Here is a 20,004-nt window from a genome sequence, read left to right on the forward strand (position 1 = left end):
GGGGGGTCGCCCGCTCCCCCCGCCCCCGCCCCGCTCCCCCCCGCGGGCCCGGGGGCGGGGGGCTCCGGGGGGCCCCCCGCCCCGCCCCCCCCCGCCGCGTGGGGCACGGTGGTGTGACGCGTGGCACACCCGTCACTGGAAGAGGAGCAGCGGCATGTCGCACCACACCTACCGGGTCACCGAGATCGTCGGCACCTCGCACGAGGGCGTCGACCAGGCCATCCGCAACGGCGTCGAGCGGGCGTCGCAGACCCTGCGCAACCTGGACTGGTTCGAGGTGACCCAGGTGCGCGGCCAGCTCGAGGAGGGGCGGATCGCGCACTGGCAGGTGGGCCTCAAGGTGGGCTTCCGCCTGGAGGACTCGGAGTAGTCCGCCCCCGCGGGGGCCCGTGCGCTCCCGCGGGGGCCGTCAGGTGCGTCCCTCCTGCTCCTGGGCCGCCTTCATCTCGGCGGAGCGGGCCGCCCAGTCGGCCCGCAGGACGGTGAAGCCGGCACGCCGGGCGTCCTCGCAGACCAGTTCGTCGTCGTCGACGAGTACGCGGATCTCGCGGGTGCGGGCCAGCCGCCGCAGGGTCTGCAGCTTGGTGAACCGGGCGGGCCTGCGGTCGGCGTCCCCGCGCATGTGGAGCCGCCCCTCGGGCAGTCCCTGGGCGGCCAGCCAGTCCAGCGTGTCCTGCCGGCAGCGCTCGGGCCGCCCCGTGAGGTAGACGATCTCGCACTGGCGCACGTACTCCGCGACCAGCGCGATGCCCTCCATGAGCGGCCCGTCCTGCGGCGCCGCCGAGAAGAAGCCGTCCCAGTCCTTGGGGCGGCTCTCCAGGAAGTGCTGCCGGTGCGCGGTGTCGGCGAGGGTGTTGTCGAGATCGAACACGGCCAAGGGGCTCTTGCGGGGGGCGTCGTTCACACGCCCACCTTAGGACTGCGGCCGGGGGACGCACATCGACCTCTTTTTGCTCATGGGATTCATTTTCAGGTAGTGTCTCGGCGGGCCGCCCGCCCGGGCGGTGTCCGAGGAGGAGTCCCATGGCTGTCCCGAAGCGGAAGACGTCCCGCAGCAACACCCGCCACCGCCGCGCCCGGTGGAAGGCCACCGCCCCCACGCTGGTGCCGGTCACCGTCGACGGGGTCCGCCACCTCGTCCCGCAACACCTTCTCCGGGCGTACGAGCGCGGGCTGCTGCGCCCCGAGGGCTGACCCGCCCCGGGAGCGACCGTCGGGGCGGAGCCGGGAATGCCGCGGGCCCGGAGGCGTTGACACTCGTGTGAGCTCCCTGATCGCCTCGGCCCGCTTCTCCGTCCTGGACCGCTCCCGCACCCGGGAGGGGCACACCCACCCCGAAGCGCTGCGGGACACGGTGCGGTTCGCGCGCGAGGTGGAACGGCTCGGCTACCACCGGTTCTGGGTGTCGGAGCACCACGGGGTGCCCGGGGTCGCCGGATCGGCGCCGACCGTCCTGGCCGCGGCCGTCGCGGGCGCCACCCGGACCATCCGGGTCGGCACCGGCGGGGTGATGCTGCCCAACCACAGGCCCCTGGTCGTCGCCGAGCAGTTCGGCGCGCTGGAGTCGCTGTACCCCGGGCGCATCGACATGGGCCTCGGCCGCTCCGTCGGGTTCACGGACGGGGTGCGCAGGGCCCTGGGCCGCGGCAAGGACGACGCCGAGGACTTCGAGGGGCAGGTGCGGGAGCTGCTCGGCTGGTTCCGGGGCACCTCCCCCACAAGCGTGCACGCCCGCCCGGCCGAAGGGCTGGCCGTGCCGCCGTTCGTCCTGGCCATGGGTGAGGGCGCCGCCGTCGCCGCCCGGCTCGGGCTGCCCATGGTGATCGGCGACCTGCGCAACCGGGACAGGATGCGGCGCGGCATCGACCACTACCGGGCCCACTTCCGCCCCTCCCCCTGGGCGGCCGAGCCCTACGTGGTCGTCTCCGGGACGGTGGCCGTGGCCGCGACCCCGGAGGAGGCCCGGCGGCTGCTGGTCCCCGAGGCCTGGTCGATGGCGTACTCCCGCACGCACGGCACCTTCCCGCCGCTGCCGCCCGCCGAGCGCGTCGAGGCGCGCAGCATGACCGCCAAGGAGCGCGACCTGTACGAGTCCGGCCTGACCGGTCACCTCGCCGGCACGCAGGAGCAGGTCGCGCACGAACTGGAGTCGGTGCTGAAGGAGACCGGCGCCCAGGAGGTCCTGGTCACCACCAGCACCCACGATCGCGACGCCCTGCTGGACTCCTACCGGCGGCTGGCCGCGATCACCTCGGGCTAGAGTCGCGGACATGCACGACCCCGACCGCCCCCACGTCCCCCACGCCCCCGACGTCCTCGACGTCCCCCACGATCCGTTCGTCCGTGTGCGGGGGGCACGCGAGCACAACCTGCGGGGGGTGGACGTGGACATCCCGCGGGACGTGCTGGCCGTGTTCACCGGCGTGTCCGGCTCGGGGAAGTCGTCGCTGGCGTTCGGCACGATCTACGCGGAAGCGCAGCGCCGGTACTTCGAGTCGGTCGCCCCGTACGCGCGCCGGCTGATCCACCAGGTGGGCGCGCCGAAGGTCGCGGAGATCACCGGTCTGCCGCCCGCCGTGTCGCTCCAGCAGCGCCGCGCCGCCCCCACCTCGCGCTCCTCGGTCGGCACCGTCACCAACCTCTCCAACTCCCTGCGCATGCTGTTCTCCCGCGCCGGCAGCTACCCGCCCGGGGCCGAGCGGCTCGACTCCGACGCGTTCTCGCCCAACACGGCCGCCGGCGCCTGCCCGGAGTGCCACGGTCTGGGGCGGGTGCACCGGACGAGCGAGGACCTGCTCGTCCCCGACCCGTCGCTGTCGATCCGCGAGGGCGCGATCGCCGCCTGGCCGGGCGCCTGGCAGGGCAAGAACCTGCGGGACATCCTCGACGCGCTCGGCCACGACGTGGACCGGCCGTGGCGGGAGCTGCCCGCGCAGGCCCGGCGGTGGATCCTGTTCACGGACGAGCAGCCGGTGGTGACCGTGCACCCGGTCCGGGACGCCGACCGCATCCAACGGCCGTACCAGGGCACCTACATGAGCGCCCACCGGTACGTGATGAAGACCTTCTCGGACTCCCGGAGCCCGGCCCTGCGGGCGAAGGCCGAGCGGTTCCTGACCAGTGCGCCCTGCCCGGCCTGCGGCGGGAGCCGGCTGCGGCCCGAGGCGCTCGCGGTGACGGTCGGCGGACGGACCATCGCCGAGCTGGCGGCCCTGCCCCTGGTGGAACTGGCCGCCGCACTCGACGCGCGTTCCGAGGCGGGCAAGGTCCTCACCGACGACCTGCGCTCCCGGATCGCACCCGTCGTCGAACTCGGCCTCGGCTACCTCAGCCTGGACCGGGCCACCCCGACGCTGTCCGCCGGCGAGCTGCAACGCCTGCGCCTGGCCACCCAGTTGCGCTCCGGCCTGTTCGGTGTCGTGTACGTCCTCGACGAGCCGTCGGCCGGGCTGCACCCGGCCGACACCGAGGCGCTGATCACCGTGCTGGAACGGCTGAAGGCCGCCGGGAACTCGGTGTTCGTGGTGGAGCACCACCTCGACGTCGTGCGGGGCGCCGACTGGCTGGTGGACGTCGGGCCGCGGGCGGGCGAGCACGGCGGGCGGGTCCTGCACAGCGGTCCCGTCGCCGGGCTGGCCGCCGTGGCCGAGTCGGCGACGGCCCGCTACCTCTTCGACCGCTCCCCCGTTCCCGCCCGGCCGGTCCGTACCCCGAGCGGCCTGCTGACGATCGGGCCGGTCACACGGCACAACCTGCGGGGCGTGACAGCCGAGTTCCCCCTCGGCGTGTTCACCGCGGTCACCGGTGTGTCCGGCTCGGGCAAGTCCACCCTCATCGGCGAGATCGGCGAGGACACCGAGGGAGTGGGCCGGCTGGTGTCGGTCGACCAGAAGCCGATCGGCCGCACCCCGCGCTCCAACCTCGCCACCTACACCGGCCTGTTCGACGTCGTGCGCAAGGTGTTCGCGGCCACCGACGAGGCACGGGCCCGGGGGTACGGTGTCGGCCGGTTCTCCTTCAACGTCGCGGGCGGGCGCTGCGAGACCTGCCAGGGCGAGGGGTTCGTCAGCGTGGAGCTGCTCTTCCTGCCCAGCACGTACGCACCCTGCCCGGACTGCGCGGGTGCGCGGTACAACCCCCCGACCCTGGAGGTGACGTACCGGGGACGCAGCATCGCGCAGGTGCTGGATCTGACGGTGGAGGGCGCCGCGGAGTTCTTCGCGGACACCCCGGCCGTGGCCAGGAGTCTTCGCACCCTGCTCGACGTGGGGCTGGGCTATCTGCGCCTCGGGCAGCCCGCGACCGAGCTGTCCGGCGGTGAGGCGCAGCGCATCAAGCTGGCGAGCGAACTCCAGCGCGGCAGGCGCGGCCACACGCTCTACCTGCTCGACGAGCCCACCACGGGCCTGCACCCGGCCGATGTGGACGTCCTGATGCGCCAGTTGCACGGCCTGGTCGACGCCGGGAACACCGTGATCGTCGTGGAGCACGACATGTCCGTCGTGGCGGGCGCGGACTGGGTGGTCGACCTGGGTCCGGGCGGCGGCGACGCGGGCGGGCGGATCGTGGCGGCCGGGCCGCCGTCGCGGGTGGCGGCCGCGCCGGGCAGCCGGACCGCCCCGTACCTGTCCCGCACGCTGTCGGGCACCCCGTAGCCGGGCCGGTCCTTCCCTACGCGACGAGCACCGCATGCGTCCCGGCGGGTGCCGGCCCGGGGTGCTGCTGCGCCGCGCGGGCGAGTGCGCGGCGGTCGGGAACACCGCCCGGGGGGATCGCGGGCCGCACCTCGACCTCCGCGACCAGGCCGCGGGAGGTCAGCACCCGCCACACGGAGGCGATCAGCGTGTCGTCGCCGACGAACGCGGGGGCGGTGCAGGCCGTCGCGGGACCGAGCCGGTAGGCGATCCGTACCGGCTGGACGGGTACACCGGCGTCCAGGGCCGCCTGGAAGACGGCCCGGCGGAAGGGGCCCTGGGCCCGGCCGCACCAGGTGCTGCCCTCGGGGAAGGCCGCGATCGCGGCGCCCTCGCGCAGCGCGCCGGCGATGCGGGCGACGGTGTCCGGCAGGGCGCGCAGCCGGTCCCGGTCGATGAACAGGGTGCCGCCGCGCGCGGCCAGCGCACCGGCGAGGGGCCAGTGCCGCACCTCCGTCTTGGCCAGCATCCGGGCGGGGCGGACCGCGGCCAGCAGCGGGACATCCAGCCAGGAGATGTGGTTGGCGACCAGCAGCAACCCCCCGGCGGGGGCGGGGCCGCCGGTGATGCGGACCCGTACCCCCGCGGCCCGCACGATCCACCGGCACCACCGCCGCACGGCGGCCTCCGGCAGCCGCGCGGCGAGCGGGGACAGGGCCGCACCGGCCAGGAGCAGCAGGGCCACGCCGGTCAGCCGCAGCACGGCGCGCGGGACGGCCCGGGCGGCCGCCGGCGTCGTCTCCACGCAGGTCCGGGGCGAGCAGGGCGCGGTGGGCAGCCAGGCGCTCGTCACGCGGGGGCGAGGGAGAGGAAGTGCTTCAGGTAGCGGGGGTCGACCCGGCTCATCGGCAGCAGCACGAACAGGTCGGCCACGCCGAAGTCCGGGTCGTGGGCGGGCGCGCCGCACACCCAGGCGCCGAGGCGCAGGTATCCGCGCAGCAGGGCGGGGAGTTCGACCCGGTCGGCCGGTGCCGGGCCGGGCGTCCAGGGCAGCAGCGGACGGACCCGCAGCTCGGGCGGCGACAGGTGCCTGGTGCTCACCCGGTCCCAGGCGGCGGAGGCGAGCGTGCCGCCGTCGGCCAGCGGGACGGAGCAGCACCCGGCGAGCCACTCGTGGCCCCGGTCGGTCATGTAGCGGGCGATGCCGGCCCAGATGAGACCGATGACGGCGCCGCCGCGGTGGTCCGGGTGCACGCAGGAGCGGCCGACCTCGACCAGCTGCGACCGTATGCCGTCCAGTGCGGCGAGGTCGAACTCGCCCTCGCCGTACAGCCGTCCGGCGACGGCCGCGCGCTCCGGCGGCAGCAGCCGGTAGGTGCCGACGACCTGCCCGGTCGTCTCCTCGCGCACGAGGAGGTGGTCGCAGTAGGCGTCGAACGCGTCGGTGTCCAGGCCGGGTTGCGGGCCGGGAAGCAGCGCGCCCAGCTCCCCGGCGAAGACGTCGTGCCGCAGCCGCTGGGCGGCGCGCACGTCGTCCTCGGTCCGGGCGAGACGGACGGTGTAGCGGGCGGGGGCCGTGGGCTGGGCGGGGCGTTCGACGGTCAGTGCGCCGGTCATGGCTTCTCCTGGTCACGGGCCGGGGGCGGCGGGCGGTGCCGCCGTTCCCTGTTGTCCCGATCCAGGCTGACCGCCGCGTGTCGCGGGCGGGGAGCGGGGATGTGGGGTTGCTGAACGGCTCACCTCCGCGGGCGGGGCCCGGATGGCCCAGCAGCACACGCGCGCGTGCGCCGCCCGGGCGAGAGTGGGGCACATGACAGAACCCAAGGGCCGGAAGCGGGAGGGCGGTTCGCCGTCCGCCGGGCGTCGGCCGGCCGTGCGCGGGGCCGGGGACGCCGCCCGGCGTGCCGCCCGGGCGCTGACCGAACTGATCGGCCGGCGCCTGGAAGGAGTCTCCGCGGTGCGCCCCGGCGAGGACGGCGGCTGGATCGTCGACGTCGACGTGCTGGAACTGGCGCGCGTCCCCGACACCACCAGTCTGCTCGCCACGTACCGGGTGGAGCTGGACCGGGAGGGTGAGCTGGTGCAGTACCGCCGGGTCGCGCGCTACTGGCGCGGCGCCCGGGACCGGTGACGGCCGGGCCCGGGACCGGTGACGGCCGGGCCCGGGACCGGTGACGGCCGGCCGGCCGGAAGGGCCGCCTGCACCGCGGCCGCCGCACGACCGGCCCCGGTCACGAGACGGGACCGGGAGGAGCACCTCTCCCGGTCCCGCCCGTCCGCACTCACCGGCGAACGTCTCGATGCCGTCCCGCTACCGCTTCACCTTGCGCGCGGCCCGCAGCCACTCCTTGTTCATGCTGGTGATGGACATGAGCGGAATCCCCTTGGGGCAGGCGGTGGCGCACTCCCCGGCGAGGGTGCAGCCGCCGAACCCCTCGTCGTCCATCTGCTCCACCATGTCCAGCACCCGCGTCTCGCGCTCGGGCGCCCCCTGCGGCAGCACGTTGAGATGGTTGATCTTGGCGGAGGTGAAGAGCATGGCCGCGCCGTTGGGGCAGGCCGCCACGCACGCCCCGCAGCCGATGCACTCGGCGTGCTCGAAGGCGAGGTCGGCGTCGGGCTTGGGCACGGGCGTGGCGTGGGCCTCGGGTGCCGAGCCGGTCGGGGCGGTGATGTATCCCCCGGCCTGGATGATCCGGTCGAGGGCCGACCGGTCCACGACGAGGTCCTTGATCACCGGGAAGGCGGACGCCCGCCACGGCTCGACGTCGATGGTGTCGCCGTCCCGGAAGGACCGCATGTGCAGCTGGCAGGTGGTGGTGCGCTCGGGTCCGTGCGCGTCGCCGTTGATGACGAGCGAGCACGCGCCGCAGATGCCCTCGCGGCAGTCGTGGTCGAAGGCGACGGGGTCCTCGCCCTGGACGATGAGTTCCTCGTTGAGCGTGTCGAGCATCTCCAGGAAGGACATGTCGGGCGAGATCCCGTCCACCTCGTACGTGGACATCGTGCCGTCGGCGTCGGCGTTCTTCTGCCGCCAGACGCGCAGGGTGAGCTTCATGCGTAGCTCCGCTGGGTGGGGTGGACGTACTCGAAGACCAGGTCTTCCTTGTGCAGGACCGGTGCCTCGCCGGTGCCGGTGAACTCCCAGGCGGCCGCGTACGCGAACTCCTCGTCCCGGCGGGCGGCCTCGCCGTCGGGTGTCTGGGACTCCTCGCGGAAGTGGCCGCCGCAGGACTCCTCGCGGTGCAGGGCGTCGAGGCACATCAGCTCGGCCAGTTCCAGGTAGTCGACGATGCGGTTGGCCTTCTCCAGCGACTGGTTGAACTCCTCGCCGGTGCCGGGGACCCTGATGCGCCGCCAGAACTCCTCGCGGATCTGCGGGATGCGCTCCAGGGCCTTGCGCAGGCCCGCGTCGCTGCGCGCCATGCCGCAGAACTCCCACATCAGTTCGCCCAGTTCGCGGTGGAAGGAGTCGGGGGTGCGGTCGCCCTCGACGGACAGCAGCAGGTTCAGCCGGTCCTGGGTCTCGGCCAGCGCCTCCTGGACGACGGGGTGTTCGTCGTCCACCGTGTCGTGGTGGGGGTTGCGGGCCAGGTAGTCGTTGATGGTCGCCGGCAGCACGAAGTAGCCGTCGGCCAGGCCCTGCATCAGGGCCGAGGCGCCGAGCCGGTTGGCCCCGTGGTCGGAGAAGTTGGCCTCGCCGATGGCGAACAGCCCGGGGACCGTGGTCTGCAGGTCGTAGTCGACCCACAGTCCGCCCATCGTGTAGTGCACGGCCGGGTAGATCCGCATGGGCACCCGGTACGGATCCTCGTCGGTGATCCGCTGGTACATGTCGAAGAGGTTGCCGTACTTGGCCTCGACGGCCTGGCGGCCCATGCGGGCGATGGCGTCGGCGAAGTCGAGGTAGACGCCCTGCCCGCCGGGGCCGACGCCGCGTCCCTCGTCGCAGACGTTCTTCGCGGCGCGGGAGGCGATGTCGCGCGGCACGAGGTTGCCGAAGGACGGGTAGATGCGCTCCAGGTAGTAGTCGCGCTCGTCCTCGGGGATCTCGGCCGGCGGCCGATCGTCGCCCTTGGCCTTCGGCACCCAGATGCGGCCGTCGTTGCGCAGCGACTCGCTCATCAGCGTCAGCTTGGACTGGTGGTCGCCGGTGCGCGGGATGCAGGTGGGGTGGATCTGTGTGAAGCAGGGGTTGGCGAAGTGGGCGCCGCGCCGGTGGGCCCGCCAGATCGCGGTGGCGTTGGAGTTCATGGCGTTCGTCGACAGGTAGAAGACGTTGCCGTAACCGCCGGAGGCCAGCACCACCGCGTCCGCGAAGTAGGTGTCGATCTTCCCGGTGATCAGGTCCCTGGCCACGATGCCGCGCGCCCGCCCGTCGACGACGATCAGGTCGAGCATCTCGGTGCGGGGGTGCATCTCCACGTTGCCCGCGGCGATCTGCCGGCTGAGGGCCTGGTAGGCGCCGAGGAGGAGCTGCTGGCCCGTCTGGCCGCGGGCGTAGAAGGTGCGGGACACCTGCACGCCGCCGAACGAGCGGGTGTCGAGCAGTCCGCCGTACTCGCGGGCGAAGGGCACGCCCTGGGCGACGCACTGGTCGATGATCTCGACCGAGATCTGGGCGAGGCGGTGCACGTTGGACTCGCGGGCGCGGAAGTCGCCGCCCTTGACGGTGTCGTAGAACAGCCGGTGGACGGAGTCGCCGTCGTTGCGGTAGTTCTTCGCGGCGTTGATGCCGCCCTGTGCGGCGATGGAGTGGGCGCGGCGGGGCGAGTCCTGGTAGCAGAACTGGACGACGTGGTAGCCCTGTTCGGCGAGGGTGGCCCCGGCGGAGCCGCCGGCGAGACCGGTGCCCACGACGATCACGGTGTGCTTGCGCCGGTTGGCGGGGTTGACCAGCTTCGCCTCGAAGCGGCGCCTGTCCCAGCGTTCGTGGACGGGGCCGGCCGGGGCCTTGGTGTCGGTGACCGGCTCCCCGGTCGTGTAGTCGGCGTAGGAAGTCATGTCAGCTCACCACTCCGGTCATGACGCCCACGGGGACGGCGATGAAGCCGGCCGTGAGCAGCAGCGCGAGGACGTCGGCAGCGGCCTTCAGGGCACGGTCGCGGGTGCGGCTGCCGGCGCCGAGGGTCTGTGCGGCGCTCCAGAAGCCGTGCCGCACGTGCAGGCCGAGCGCGAGCATCGCGACGATGTAGACGACGTTGCCGTACCAGGTGGAGAAGGTGTCCACGACGTTCTGGTACGGATGGCCGGGCCGGAACCCGGGGTGCACCGTGCCGGTCGTCAGGTCGAGCAGGTGCCAGACGATGAACAGCCCGAGGATGACCCCGCCCCACCGCATGGTGCGGGTGGCGTAGGAGGCCCGCGGTTTCCGGTGCGCGTACTTGCTCGGCCGGGCCCGGATGTCGCGGCGGCTGAGCTGGTACGCGCACACCGCATGGGCCACGACGGCGATCACCAGGACGACGCGGATCAGCCAGAGCGTCCACTCGTAGTGCATGAACGGCTCGCCGACGGTGCGCAGCCAGTGGGCGTAGTGGTCGAACTCGCCGGCCCCGAAGAAGATCTTCAGGTTTCCGATCATGTGGGCGACCAGGTACAGCAGCATGATCAGGCCGCTGACCGCCATCACGGTCTTCTTGCCGACGGTGGAGTCCCACACGGTGCGTGCCAAGGACGTCCGCCGGTCCGTCCGCGTTGCCAGTGCCATGGCAGGCACGTTAGGCGGACGCATGGGGATCGGTCCAAGACATGGTCCGGCTGGTTTCGATAGCTGGCACCTATCGTGCGTCTATGCTGGGCGTATGCAGTTCCAGCAGCTCCAGTACTTCGTCGCCGTCGCGGAGACCCGGCACTTCACGCGCGCGGCCGATCTGGTCCACGTGGCGCAGCCGTCGCTGTCGCAGCAGATCAAGGCACTGGAGCGGGAACTGGGCGCCGATCTGTTCCTGCGGGCGCGGGGCAACATCACGCTGACGGACGCCGGTGAGGCGCTGCTGCCGCTGGCCCGGCGCATCCTCGCCGACGCGGACACGGCCCGGCACGAGGTGCAGGAGCTGGTGCAGCTGCGCCGGGGCCGGGTCCGGCTCGGGGCCACGCCGAGCCTGTGCACGGGTCTGCTCCCGGACGTGCTGCGGGCCTTCCACGACCGCTACCCCGGCATCCGGCTGCTGATCGAGGAGGGCGGCTCGCACGACCTGGTGCGGGAGCTGGCGCGGGGCGCGCTGGACCTGGCGCTGGTCGTCCTGCCCCTGCCCACGCCCTCCCCCGCCCTGACCACGGTGGAGCTGCTGCGCGAGGACCTGGTGGTGGTCTCCTCACCGGACACGCCCGGGCCCGCGCGAGGCCGGCGCACCGTGCGGATCGCCGACCTGGAGGGCGAGCGTCTGGTGATGTTCCGGCACGGCTACGACCTGCGCGAACTGACCGTGGCCGCATGCCGCGCCGAGGGCTTCGAGCCGGACTTCGCGGTGGAGGGCGGCGAGATGGACGCGGTCCTGGGCTTCGTCCGGGCCGGGCTCGGCGCCGCCGTGGTGCCCCGGATGGTGGCGGCCCGCTCCGGTGGCGGCCTCAGGGTGACCCCGCTGGCCCGGCCGGGCCTGCACCGGACGATCGCGCTCGCCCACCGCAGCGACGTGGCCCCGCCCCGGGCGGCGCGGGAGCTTCAGCGGGTGCTGCTGGAGCGGTGAGGCGGTCGCGCCCGGGAGCGCCGCGGTGGTGAACGCCATGAGGGGGTGCGGGACCGTCGTGGTGGTTCGCGCAGTTCCCCGCGCCCCCGAAGGCGCGGTTCCCGCGCCCCCCGGGGGCGCTCATCCCGTCGCGTCCACCAGCGCCAGGTCGTGCAGCCGCTCGGGCGGGCCCGGGCGGGCGTAGTACCAGCCCTGGGCCGTGTCGCAGCCGAGGACGCGGAGCTGCTCGGCCTGGGCTCCCGTCTCCACCCCCTCCACCGTCACCGCGAGGTCCAGGCTGTGCGCCAGCGAGACGATCCCCTCGACGATCTTGAGGTCGACGGGGTCCGCGGGGAACTGCTGCATGCTCTGCGTGAAGGACCGGTCGAGCTTCAGGATGCTGACCGGCAGGCGGCGGAGGTTGGCGAGGTTGGAGTAGCCCGTACCGAAGTCGTCCAGGGCGATGTCGACGCCCATCTCGGCCAGCCGCCGCAGCGGCTTCAGCAGGTCGTCGTCCGCCCCGATGAGCGCCGACTCGGTGACCTCCAGGCAGAGCGCGTCCGGGGCGACACCGGTGCGCTCCAGGATGTCGACGGTGTCCTGCACCAGCGCCGGGTGGGTCAGCTGGCACGGCGAGAGGTTGACGTTGATCCGCAGCGGCCCGGCGTCCTCGCCGCCGTGCAGTTCCCGCCACTCCCGTGCCTGCCGCACCGACTGCTCCAGCACCCAGCGCCCCAGCGGCACGATCAGCCCGGTGTGCTCGGCGAGCGGGATGAACCGGTCCGGCCCGAGCACCCCGTGCTGCGGGTGCAGCCAGCGCACCAGCGCCTCCGCGCCCCGCACGCTGCCGTCGCCGAGGTGCACCAGCGGCTGGTACTCGATGAAGAACTCGCCGCGCTCCAGCGCCGTCGGCAGTGCCGTGGTCAGCCCGTGCCGGGTGATGGCGCGGGCGTCGGCCTCCGGGTCGGCCAGCTCCCAGCGGTTGCCGCCCGCCGACTTGGCCCGGTACATGGTGATGTCCGCGCTGCGCAGCACCTCTGCCGGGCTGCGCTCGCCGGCCGGGCCCTCGACGATGCCGATGCTGCCCCGCACGGTCAGCTCGCGGCCGTCGACACTGATCGGCGCGAGGAGCGCGTTCATGATGCGCCCGGCGAGCTCGTCGACCTCGCGCTGGGTGTCGGGGCCGGTGGTCAGGGCGACGAACTCGTCGCCGCCCAGCCGTGCGACCATCTCGCCGGGGGCCGTGACACAGGACTGCAGCCGATCGGCGACCTCCACCAGCAGCCGGTCGCCGGCGGCGTGCCCGAGGCTGTCGTTGACGGTCTTGAACCCGTCCAGGTCGAGGTAGCACAGCCCGAACCGCTGGCCCGCCCCGGCGCCCAGTGCCTTCTCCAGGCGCTCGAAGAAGAACGTGCGGTTCGGCAGCCCGGTCAGCGCGTCGTGGGTCGCCTCGTAGCGCAGCCGCAGGTTCAGCAGCCGGCGCTCGGTGGTGTCCTCCATGAGGGCGAGCTGGTACTGCGGGCTGCCGTCGGCGTCGCGCAGCAGGGAGACCGTCAGGTTGGTCCACAGGACCGTGCCGTCGGGGCGGTAGAACGCCTTCTCCAGGTGGTAGTGCTCCCGTTCGCCGCGGACGAGTTCGTCGTACAGGCGCCAGGTCTGGGGGGCGTCGTCGGGGTGGGTCCACTCCTTGACGCTGCGGGTGCGCAGGACGTGCTCGGAGACGCCGAACATGCGCAGCAGCGCACCGTTGACCTGGAGGATGTTCCCGTCGAGGTCGGCGATGCCGATGCCTATGGCCGCGCCCTCGAACACGGCACGGAACCGCGCCTCGCTCGCGTGCAGGGCCTGCGCCACCACGCCCTGCGCCTCCAGGGCCGCCTGGGCGATGGACTCCTGCTCCGCCAGGGTCCGTTCGCGCAGGGCCCGCGCGAAGCCGGCCGCCATCGCGTGCTGCAAGCGGGAGCACCTGGCCCGCAGGTCCTCCTGGTCGCCGTCGCCGCCGCAGTACAGGACGAGGTAGGCGTCCACGCAGTCCAGGGTGCGGCTGAGCGCCTCGGGGTCGGTGCAGTGCGCGTGCACGAGCTCCGCGCCGACGCTGCGGCCCGCCTCCGCGTCGAAGGCCCGGGCCCGCAGGGCCTCGCTCAACGTCCGCGCCAGCGGCAGCAGGTGCGCCTCGAACTCGGTCCGGGTCGACGACGTCGAGGTGACGGGAAAGACCGCTCGGCTCCAGATCGTCGCGAACCGGCGGAGTCTGTCCTCCGGCCCGTCCGGTTCCGCGGTCACGCCGTACGCCCCACGCCCGCGAACCCGGAGAACGCGTACGGATCCTCGTCCTCCGGTGCGGTGTCGGGCCGCCAGCGCGGCATCGCCACCAGTCCGGGTTCCACCATGTCGTACCCTTCGAAGAACCGCGCGATCTCCTCGCGCGAGCGCATGATCAGCGGGTTGCGGATGTCCTCGTACACGTCCACCGCGCCCCCGGCCCGCTCCGGCGGCAAGGGGACCCCCTCGTAGGAGGCGTGGGTGAGCACGAGCATGCTGCCGGGCGCGAGCGCCTCGGTCAGTTCGCGCACCGCCCCGTACGGGTCGTCCTCGTCCTCCACGAAATGCAGTATGGCAACGAGGAGCAGCGCCACTGGCCGATTCAGGTCGATCAGCCGCTCCACCTCGGTACTGCGCAGGATCTCCTGCGGCTTGAGGAGGTCCGCGGCGACGACGCCCGCGTCCTCGTTGCCCTCCAGGACCGCCTGGCTGTGCGCCACGGCCACCGGGTCGTGGTCGAAGTACACCACGCGGGCGCCCGGGCGGGCGGCCTGCGCCACCTCGTGCACGTTGCCGAAGGTGGGGATGCCGGAGCCGATGTCCAGGAACTGGCCGATGCCCTCGGCGGCCGCGTGGCGCACGGCGCGGCGCATGAACGCCCGGTTCGCCTGCATGATCTTGGGGAGCCCCGGCATGAACTCCATGGCCCTGCGGGCCGCTTCCCGGTCGACCTCGAAGTTGTGTGATCCGCCCAGGTAGTAGTCGTACATCCGGGAGACGCTGGGCACCGAGATGTCGATGCTCCGTGGGGCCCAGGCGGGACGCTCCATCTATCTCTCCAAGGCGTAGGCGATCCGGTGTTCGAGCAGAGGCTACTGATCGCCCGCCAATGGAGCGACCCGAAACGGAAATTGACCATCCGTTCCCGGTCACTGCCTGCGGCACGTGCCGAATTGATACCCGTCCGCATGCCCCATGAACATATGACGCCGCGCGCCCGGAAGATCCCCGGCACGGCAGAAAGGTCCGCCTCTCCGTGGGGTACGGAGAGGCGGACCGGGTCGGCACCCCAGGTGGACGACGAGCAACCCTGGGGAGGTTTCGCTACTTCGCCGGGGCGCCGACCGGCTTCCCGTCGGGCCGGACGGCGTACCAGGTGCCGCCCACCCCCTGGCCGTTGGTGTCACCAGGTGCCTTGTCCCCGGCGAAGGTGTAGATCGGCGAGCAGTTGATCGTCTGCTGCTTGCCCTTGCCGTCGGCCCGGTCGAAGATCATGTAGCCCTTCTTCTGGATGCCCTTGGTGTCGGCGAAGTCGACGGGCTCCACCAGCGGCCACTTCTCCAGGCACGCGCCCTCGCAGTTCGACACGGGCTTGGGCCAGGCCTCGTCCTTCATGAAGCGGTAGACGGTCATGCCGTTCTTGTCGACGACGATCTCGCCGAGCTCGGAGTCCTTGCGGGTGGACAGGCCGGCCAGGTCGCCGGCCCCGCTCCCGCCGTCGCCGGCCCCGCTCCCGCCGCCCTGCGCCTTCTTGCCGTCGGGGGCGAGGGCGTACCACTTGCCGCCCACACCCTGGCCCTTGACGTCACCGGCGTTGACGTCCTTGGCGTAGCGGTAGGCGGGCCAGCCGCCGACCGTGAGCTGCTTGGTGCCGTCGGCACGGGTGACCGAGCCGAGCAGCGACTTGGCGATTCCCTCGCCGGCCTCGGCGTCGTCCGCCGGCACGGGCGGCCACGTCTTGGCGCAGTCGCCGTCGCAGTTCGACTTGGGCGGCTTGTCGGCGTCCTGGTCGAAGCGGTACAGGGTGAGGCCGAGGCTGTCGGTGACGACCTTGCCGATCTCGTCGGCGGTGGAGACCGACAGCTTGCCCGCGGGGTTCGACAGGCCGGACGGGCTGGGCGCGGCCGGCTGGGGGCTCGCGCTGCCGCCCGCGCCGGCGCCGATGCTGCCGTAGTCTCCGGGCGCGGCCGTGGCGCCCACGTTCTGGCTGGCCGCCGGTGGGCTGTCCTGACCGCACGCCGTCGTCAGCGCCAGGACCGCCGCGGCGCTCGCCACGAGTGAGGCGCTCCGCCAGGAGGTCTTCATCGTCAACTCCCCAAGATCACAAGGGTGTTGCAGCGCCCTGCTGCGCCGCCGCACGGCCATGAGTACGCACGGGGGCAGCGGGTGTGTTCAACGGCGGGCCGAAATTCTTTCCGCGGCCCCCGGAGAACCCGGCACACGCCCCCCGGACAACCCGGCACACACCCCCGGAAAACCCCGGCACACTCCCGCGGACATCCGCACACACCTGCGAGCCCCACCGCACACCCGTGCGTCCCGGACGCCGTACGAGGGACGGCCGATCAAACCGATGCGCCACGGATGTCCTCCTTTCGGGGCAATCCCCTTGCGCCCCGGCGCGTCCCGGCGGCACAGGGCTCATGATCTTCGACGTGCATGGATCCCTCTCGAACCAACCCGCCCTTGCCGCACGGGCCTTGGCGGTGGTGACGCTGACCTGGACGCTCGTGGGCGCACCGGCCGGCGTGGCGGAGGCAGACGCCTGCGCGTACGCCTCGACGGGACCGGACGGCGTCGAGGCGGTGGCGATCGCCGGCAGCCGGACCTGGCCGTGTCCCACACCCACCCCGCCCCCGCCGCCTCCTCCCCCTCCCCCCTGCGAACCGACGCCCACGCCCACGCCGACGCCCCCTCCGCCGAAGCCGACTCCCACGCCGACGCCGCGCCCCACCCCGCCGCCGTCGCCGAAGCCGCCCCCGGTGCCGCCTCCCCCGCCCCCGAAGCCCACGGCGAAGCCCGTACCGCCGCCCGCGCCCGCGCCGCCTCCCGAGGCGCCACCGCCCCGGCCGGCCCCGCGACCGGTGCCGCCGCCACCCGCTCCCCCGGCGCCGGCCCCGTCGGCCACCCCGGCCCCGGCTCCGTCCGCGGCGCCGGTGCACTACCCGCGCTACCGCGCCGCCCCGCCGCGACCCCGGCCCGCGAACGGCGCCATGTCGCCGCTCACCTTCGTCCTGCTCGTCACGGTGCCCGCGGTGGTCGCCGTCGCCGCGCTCCGCGCGCGCTGATCCCGAACCTGGAGGCACCCCTTGCCGGAATGGCTTGTTCTCACCCTCGCGATGCTGGCCGCCGGTGCCGTGGTGGTCGTCATCACCCTCGTCCGGCACCGCAGGGCGGCCGAGGACGAGGACCCCAGCGAGACCCCGGACGTCATCGAGTACATGACGATGTGGATCGGCGTGGTCTACGCCATCGTCCTGGGACTGGCGATCGCCGGTGTCTGGGAGGGCCGCAGTGCCGCCCAGGACCACGTCCAGGCCGAGGCGACCGCACTGCACGAGATCTCCGAGCGCGTCCGGGTCTACCCGCCCGAGGAGCGCGACCGCATCCGGGAGGACGTCCAGGCCTATGTCAGCCACGTCGTCACCACGGAGTGGGACGCCATGGCCGACCGGGGCGAGGTCACCGAGCGCGGCGACGAGCTGTTCGCGCGGATCCGCCAGGACGTCACGGACTACGAACCGGCGACGGACTTCGAGGCGCAGGCCTACCAGCCGCTCGTCGACCAGGTGACCGCGGCCAGCCAGGCGCGGATCTCCCGGGCGGAGTCGACCGGGGAGACCATGCCGGGCGTGGTGTGGTTCGGGCTGGTCGCCGGAGCCGTCGTCACCATCGGGATGATCTTCGTCCTGCAGATCCGCAGAACGGCGCGCGAGCTGATCCTCGCCGGGCTGTTCTCCGCGCTGATCGCCTTCCTGCTGTTCCTGATCTGGGACTTCGACAGCCCGTACAGCAGGGGGGTCGCGGCCTCGGCGGAGCCCTTCCTGAACCTCTTCCCGGGGGCGGGGGACTGACGGCTCCTCCCCCACCACGCGCACCGGCCGGGGGGCGCGCGACACGCCGTCGCCGTCCCCCGGCCGTACGCGCGGCGTTCCCCCGTACGGCCCACACCGTTCCCCCGTTCGCACTACGGGGATCGCGCACCCGTCCGTGCCTTCCTAGCGTTTCGGGCATCGAGGTGCAGGTGTGACATGAGCGGAACCGGTCCGCGGCTGCGCTTCGAGGACCCGGAGGGAACACCATGCGCGCGATACACGTCGCTTCGGCCGTACTGCTGGGCGCCGGCGCCCTGACCTCCTGCATGCCTCCCGCGGACGCGGCCATGCGGCCCGACTTCCGCTTCGGCGTGGAGCCGTCGGTGGTCGAACCGGGCGGCCGGGTCACCGTGTACGTCGAGCGCAACCACGCCTGCCGGGGGGAGGCGGCGGTCAACTCGCCGGTCTTCGACCTGGTGACCATCCCGCGGCACGAGTCACGGGCCAGGGCCGTGGTCGACCGGGACGCCAGGCCCGGCGCGATCTACGACGTGGAGTTCGCGTGCGACGAGTCGAGCGGCACGGCGCGCCTGATCATCGCCGGGGGCCGTCCGACGCACCACCCCACCGAGCACCCCACTCACCACTCGCGCCACCCGAAGGGCGTGCACGCGGGTGAGGGCGGCACCGTCGCCGGGTTCGACGTCCGGAACATCGGCCTGGGCGCGGCGCTGATCGCCGGATCGCTGGGGGCCGCCTACCACTTCTCCCGCCGGCGCACGGACGAGGACGCGGGCTGAGCGAGGTGCGCGTGCCGCGCGGAACGCCGCCCCGGGACCTCCCGGCGAGGGGGGCCCGGGGCGGCGACCGTTCACGTGCGCGCCTCGTGGCGGGGACGGACGCCGAGGCGTCAGGCGTGCCGCTCGGCCCGGCGGCGCATCCAGAAGACACCGCCGCCGACGACCGCCGCGGCCACCAGGCCGCCGCCGATGGCCATGTCGGTCGGGGTCGCACCGGTGGTGCTGCTGCCGCCGATGCCGCCGCGGACGCCGCCGATGACGGTGAAGGCCTGCGGCTTGGTTAGCGTCCGGCCGTTGCAGGTCACGGTGATGTCGTACGAGCCCGGGCGGGCGTTGCTGTTGATGATGGCGGTGCCCCGCGCGGTGTCGTTGCCGCCGCCGGTGCCCCGCCCGTCGCCATTGCCGCCGGTGCCCCGACCGTCCCCGTTGCCGCCGGTGCCCCGTCCGTCCCCGTTGCCGCCAGAGCCCTGACCGTCGCCGTTGCCGCCGGTGCCCCGACCGTCCCCGTTGCCACCGCCGCTCCGGTCGCTCTCGTTCCCCTTGCCGCCGTGGTGGACGGGCGACAGCCGGGTCGGCGCGAACGCGTTGGAGGTCGCCGTACCGCCGTTGCGGCAGCCGTCGACGGTGATGGTCAGCTGCCCGCCCCGGGCGATGACGCCGGGCAGGGCGACGATGTTGCTGGGGGTGTCCCACGCCATGGCCGCGGGAGCCGACAGACCGAGGGCGGCCACTGCCGCGCCGGCCACCGCCAGAGCACGAGTGTTACGCATGTGATCCTCCGCGGAAGACGCCCCGGGACCCGTTCCCCGGTAGATCGGCGAGAAAGCGCCTCCCAGAAAGACAGTCAGTTGCCGCGCCCCGAGCCGCATTTCGGGAATGGTCCGTCCTGGTGAGCGAAGGCGTCGCCGGACCACCACGCGGAGGGACATCACCGCAGGTCACAGCGCGTTGGAAATTCTCTCGCCGCGGCAACTCGGATGGCGCACCTCAGCGTGCCGGGACGCCTCCCGCACGGCGCGGCCACCCGTTCGCCGTCGCCCCGTCGCCGGTTTCCGGCGCGGCACTTAGCGTGCTGGATATGCGCGATTGACCCGGCGACGGCCGCGTCGAGAGGGGATGGCCCATGTCTGCGTCCGAGCTGGCCGCGGCGGAAGAGGAGGCCCGGCGGAAGAAGCGCGCCCCGTGGGGCGTGATAGCGCTTGTTCTGCTCACCGGCCTCGCGCTCATTCGGAATGGTTCGGGAGAGTTCGACGAGGGGCCGCCCCAGCCGGCCACGGCGGCCGCCGCCGACACCCGGGTGCCCGGGGACACCTTCGCGGGGACCGTGAAGCCCCTGCCCTACGCCGTCCCGGCCCGGGTCGGCATCCCGGCCATCCAGGTCGACGCGCCGATCATCCCGGTGGGTCTGGACGCCGACGGCTGGGTCGGCGCGCCCCCGCCCGAGGACCCCAACCTGGCCGGCTGGTTCACCGGCGCCGTCACCCCCGGCGAGAAGGGCACGGCGGTCGTCGTGGGCCACGTCGACAACCAGCAGGGCCCCGCCGTGTTCTACGGGCTGGGGGCGCTGAAGAAGGGCAACCGCGTCGAGATCGCCCGGCAGGACGGCAGGACGGCCGTGTTCGAGATCTACGGCGTCGAGGTGTTCGCGAAGGACGACTTCCCCGGCGACCGGGTCTACGGCTCCAAGGGCGCCGCGGAACTGCGGGTCATCACCTGCGGGGGCGGCTTCACCGAGCAGGACGGCTACGCGGGCAACGTCGTGGCCTTCGCCCGCATGGTCGAGGTGCGCTGAGCGCACCCCGCCGGGCGGGCGAAGGCCCGTGCC

General features: G+C 73.3%; 20 protein-coding genes. 10 read left to right on the forward strand and 10 right to left on the reverse strand.

Going from position 1 to position 20,004, the window contains the following annotated elements:
* Positions 1–154: 154 nt before the first annotated feature.
* A complete protein-coding gene (locus ACH4C6_RS08095) occupies positions 155–370 on the forward strand; it encodes a dodecin (protein ID WP_398107680.1) in 216 nt (71 codons plus the stop codon).
* 39 nt (positions 371–409) lie between these two features.
* Here the strand turns inward: ACH4C6_RS08095 and ACH4C6_RS08100 are convergent, their stop codons facing one another.
* Entirely contained in the window at positions 410–904 is a 495-nt protein-coding gene (locus tag ACH4C6_RS08100; RefSeq protein ID WP_398107681.1) for a hypothetical protein, read from the reverse strand.
* Between the two features lie 119 nt (positions 905–1,023).
* On the opposite strand from ACH4C6_RS08100, the gene rpmF reads away from it, so the two are divergent.
* From rpmF to ACH4C6_RS08115, 3 genes are all read left to right on the forward strand, one after another.
* A complete protein-coding gene (gene rpmF / locus ACH4C6_RS08105) occupies positions 1,024–1,194 on the forward strand; it encodes a 50S ribosomal protein L32 (RefSeq protein ID WP_398107682.1) in 171 nt (56 codons plus the stop codon).
* Positions 1,195–1,261: 67 nt separating this feature from the next.
* Positions 1,262–2,260, forward strand: a complete 999-nt coding sequence (locus ACH4C6_RS08110) for an LLM class flavin-dependent oxidoreductase (protein WP_398107683.1) — start codon at positions 1,262–1,264, stop codon at positions 2,258–2,260.
* Positions 2,261–2,270: 10 nt separating this feature from the next.
* Positions 2,271–4,655, forward strand: a complete 2,385-nt coding sequence (locus tag ACH4C6_RS08115) for an ATP-binding cassette domain-containing protein (protein ID WP_398107684.1) — start codon at positions 2,271–2,273, stop codon at positions 4,653–4,655.
* Positions 4,656–4,671: 16 nt separating this feature from the next.
* On the opposite strand, the gene ACH4C6_RS08120 is transcribed toward ACH4C6_RS08115, so the two are convergent.
* Both ACH4C6_RS08120 and ACH4C6_RS08125 read right to left on the reverse strand, forming a co-directional pair.
* Positions 4,672–5,487 carry a lysophospholipid acyltransferase family protein gene (locus tag ACH4C6_RS08120; RefSeq protein ID WP_398107685.1) on the reverse strand — a complete coding sequence of 272 codons (816 nt, stop codon included), beginning with the start codon at positions 5,485–5,487 and terminating at the stop codon, positions 4,672–4,674.
* Positions 5,484–6,251 carry a GNAT family N-acetyltransferase gene (locus tag ACH4C6_RS08125; RefSeq protein WP_398107686.1) on the reverse strand — a complete coding sequence of 256 codons (768 nt, stop codon included), beginning with the start codon at positions 6,249–6,251 and terminating at the stop codon, positions 5,484–5,486. Before ACH4C6_RS08125 ends, ACH4C6_RS08120 begins: the two co-directional genes overlap by 4 nt.
* 193 nt (positions 6,252–6,444) lie before the next feature.
* Between ACH4C6_RS08125 and ACH4C6_RS08130 the strand changes: the two genes are divergently transcribed.
* Positions 6,445–6,765 carry a gas vesicle protein gene (locus tag ACH4C6_RS08130; protein WP_398107687.1) on the forward strand — a complete coding sequence of 107 codons (321 nt, stop codon included), beginning with the start codon at positions 6,445–6,447 and terminating at the stop codon, positions 6,763–6,765.
* A gap of 180 nt (positions 6,766–6,945) precedes the next feature.
* On the opposite strand, the gene ACH4C6_RS08135 is transcribed toward ACH4C6_RS08130, so the two are convergent.
* Genes ACH4C6_RS08135 through ACH4C6_RS08145 form a run of 3 tightly spaced genes read right to left on the reverse strand, consistent with a single transcriptional unit; the run spans position 6,946 to position 10,308 of the window.
* Entirely contained in the window at positions 6,946–7,692 is a 747-nt protein-coding gene (locus ACH4C6_RS08135) for a succinate dehydrogenase/fumarate reductase iron-sulfur subunit (RefSeq protein WP_398107688.1), read from the reverse strand.
* The gene (locus tag ACH4C6_RS08140; RefSeq protein ID WP_398107689.1) at positions 7,689–9,638 is read right to left on the reverse strand and encodes a fumarate reductase/succinate dehydrogenase flavoprotein subunit; all 1,950 of its coding nucleotides are present in this window, start codon (positions 9,636–9,638) and stop codon (positions 7,689–7,691) included. Before ACH4C6_RS08140 ends, ACH4C6_RS08135 begins: the two co-directional genes overlap by 4 nt.
* 1 nt (position 9,639) lies before the next feature.
* The gene (locus ACH4C6_RS08145) at positions 9,640–10,308 is read right to left on the reverse strand and encodes a succinate dehydrogenase (protein ID WP_398107937.1); all 669 of its coding nucleotides are present in this window, start codon (positions 10,306–10,308) and stop codon (positions 9,640–9,642) included.
* Positions 10,309–10,438: 130 nt separating this feature from the next.
* On the opposite strand from ACH4C6_RS08145, the gene ACH4C6_RS08150 reads away from it, so the two are divergent.
* Positions 10,439–11,323 (forward strand): LysR family transcriptional regulator, encoded by an 885-nt coding sequence (locus ACH4C6_RS08150; RefSeq protein WP_398107690.1) that lies wholly within the window; start codon positions 10,439–10,441, stop codon positions 11,321–11,323.
* A 120-nt stretch (positions 11,324–11,443) separates the two neighbouring features.
* Here the strand turns inward: ACH4C6_RS08150 and ACH4C6_RS08155 are convergent, their stop codons facing one another.
* From ACH4C6_RS08155 to ACH4C6_RS08165, 3 genes are all read right to left on the reverse strand, one after another.
* Positions 11,444–13,585, reverse strand: a complete 2,142-nt coding sequence (locus tag ACH4C6_RS08155) for a putative bifunctional diguanylate cyclase/phosphodiesterase (RefSeq protein ID WP_398107691.1) — start codon at positions 13,583–13,585, stop codon at positions 11,444–11,446.
* Complete coding sequence (locus ACH4C6_RS08160; protein ID WP_398107692.1) at positions 13,582–14,394, reverse strand: SAM-dependent methyltransferase; 813 nt, start codon at positions 14,392–14,394, stop codon at positions 13,582–13,584. Before ACH4C6_RS08160 ends, ACH4C6_RS08155 begins: the two co-directional genes overlap by 4 nt.
* 274 nt (positions 14,395–14,668) lie before the next feature.
* Positions 14,669–15,649 carry an SCO0930 family lipoprotein gene (locus ACH4C6_RS08165; protein WP_398107693.1) on the reverse strand — a complete coding sequence of 327 codons (981 nt, stop codon included), beginning with the start codon at positions 15,647–15,649 and terminating at the stop codon, positions 14,669–14,671.
* A gap of 851 nt (positions 15,650–16,500) precedes the next feature.
* Here ACH4C6_RS08165 and ACH4C6_RS08170 point away from each other — a divergent pair.
* The 3 genes from ACH4C6_RS08170 (at position 16,501) to ACH4C6_RS08180 (ending at position 18,179) form a co-directional block, all read left to right on the forward strand.
* Positions 16,501–16,632, forward strand: a complete 132-nt coding sequence (locus ACH4C6_RS08170) for a hypothetical protein (protein ID WP_333936356.1) — start codon at positions 16,501–16,503, stop codon at positions 16,630–16,632.
* 21 nt (positions 16,633–16,653) lie between these two features.
* Positions 16,654–17,418 (forward strand): DUF4239 domain-containing protein, encoded by a 765-nt coding sequence (locus tag ACH4C6_RS08175; protein ID WP_398107694.1) that lies wholly within the window; start codon positions 16,654–16,656, stop codon positions 17,416–17,418.
* A gap of 227 nt (positions 17,419–17,645) precedes the next feature.
* Positions 17,646–18,179, forward strand: coding sequence for a hypothetical protein (locus ACH4C6_RS08180; RefSeq protein ID WP_398107695.1), 534 nt, complete (start codon positions 17,646–17,648; stop codon positions 18,177–18,179).
* 110 nt (positions 18,180–18,289) lie between these two features.
* On the opposite strand, the gene ACH4C6_RS08185 is transcribed toward ACH4C6_RS08180, so the two are convergent.
* Positions 18,290–18,949 (reverse strand): hypothetical protein, encoded by a 660-nt coding sequence (locus ACH4C6_RS08185; protein ID WP_398107696.1) that lies wholly within the window; start codon positions 18,947–18,949, stop codon positions 18,290–18,292.
* Between the two features lie 353 nt (positions 18,950–19,302).
* Here ACH4C6_RS08185 and ACH4C6_RS08190 point away from each other — a divergent pair, with 353 nt between their 5' ends.
* Complete coding sequence (locus ACH4C6_RS08190) at positions 19,303–19,971, forward strand: class F sortase (RefSeq protein ID WP_398107697.1); 669 nt, start codon at positions 19,303–19,305, stop codon at positions 19,969–19,971.
* The last annotated feature ends 33 nt before the right edge of the window (positions 19,972–20,004 follow it).

This window comes from Streptomyces sp. NPDC017943 (assembly GCF_044328425.1).
Lineage (GTDB): Bacteria > Actinomycetota > Actinomycetes > Streptomycetales > Streptomycetaceae > Streptomyces > Streptomyces djakartensis_A.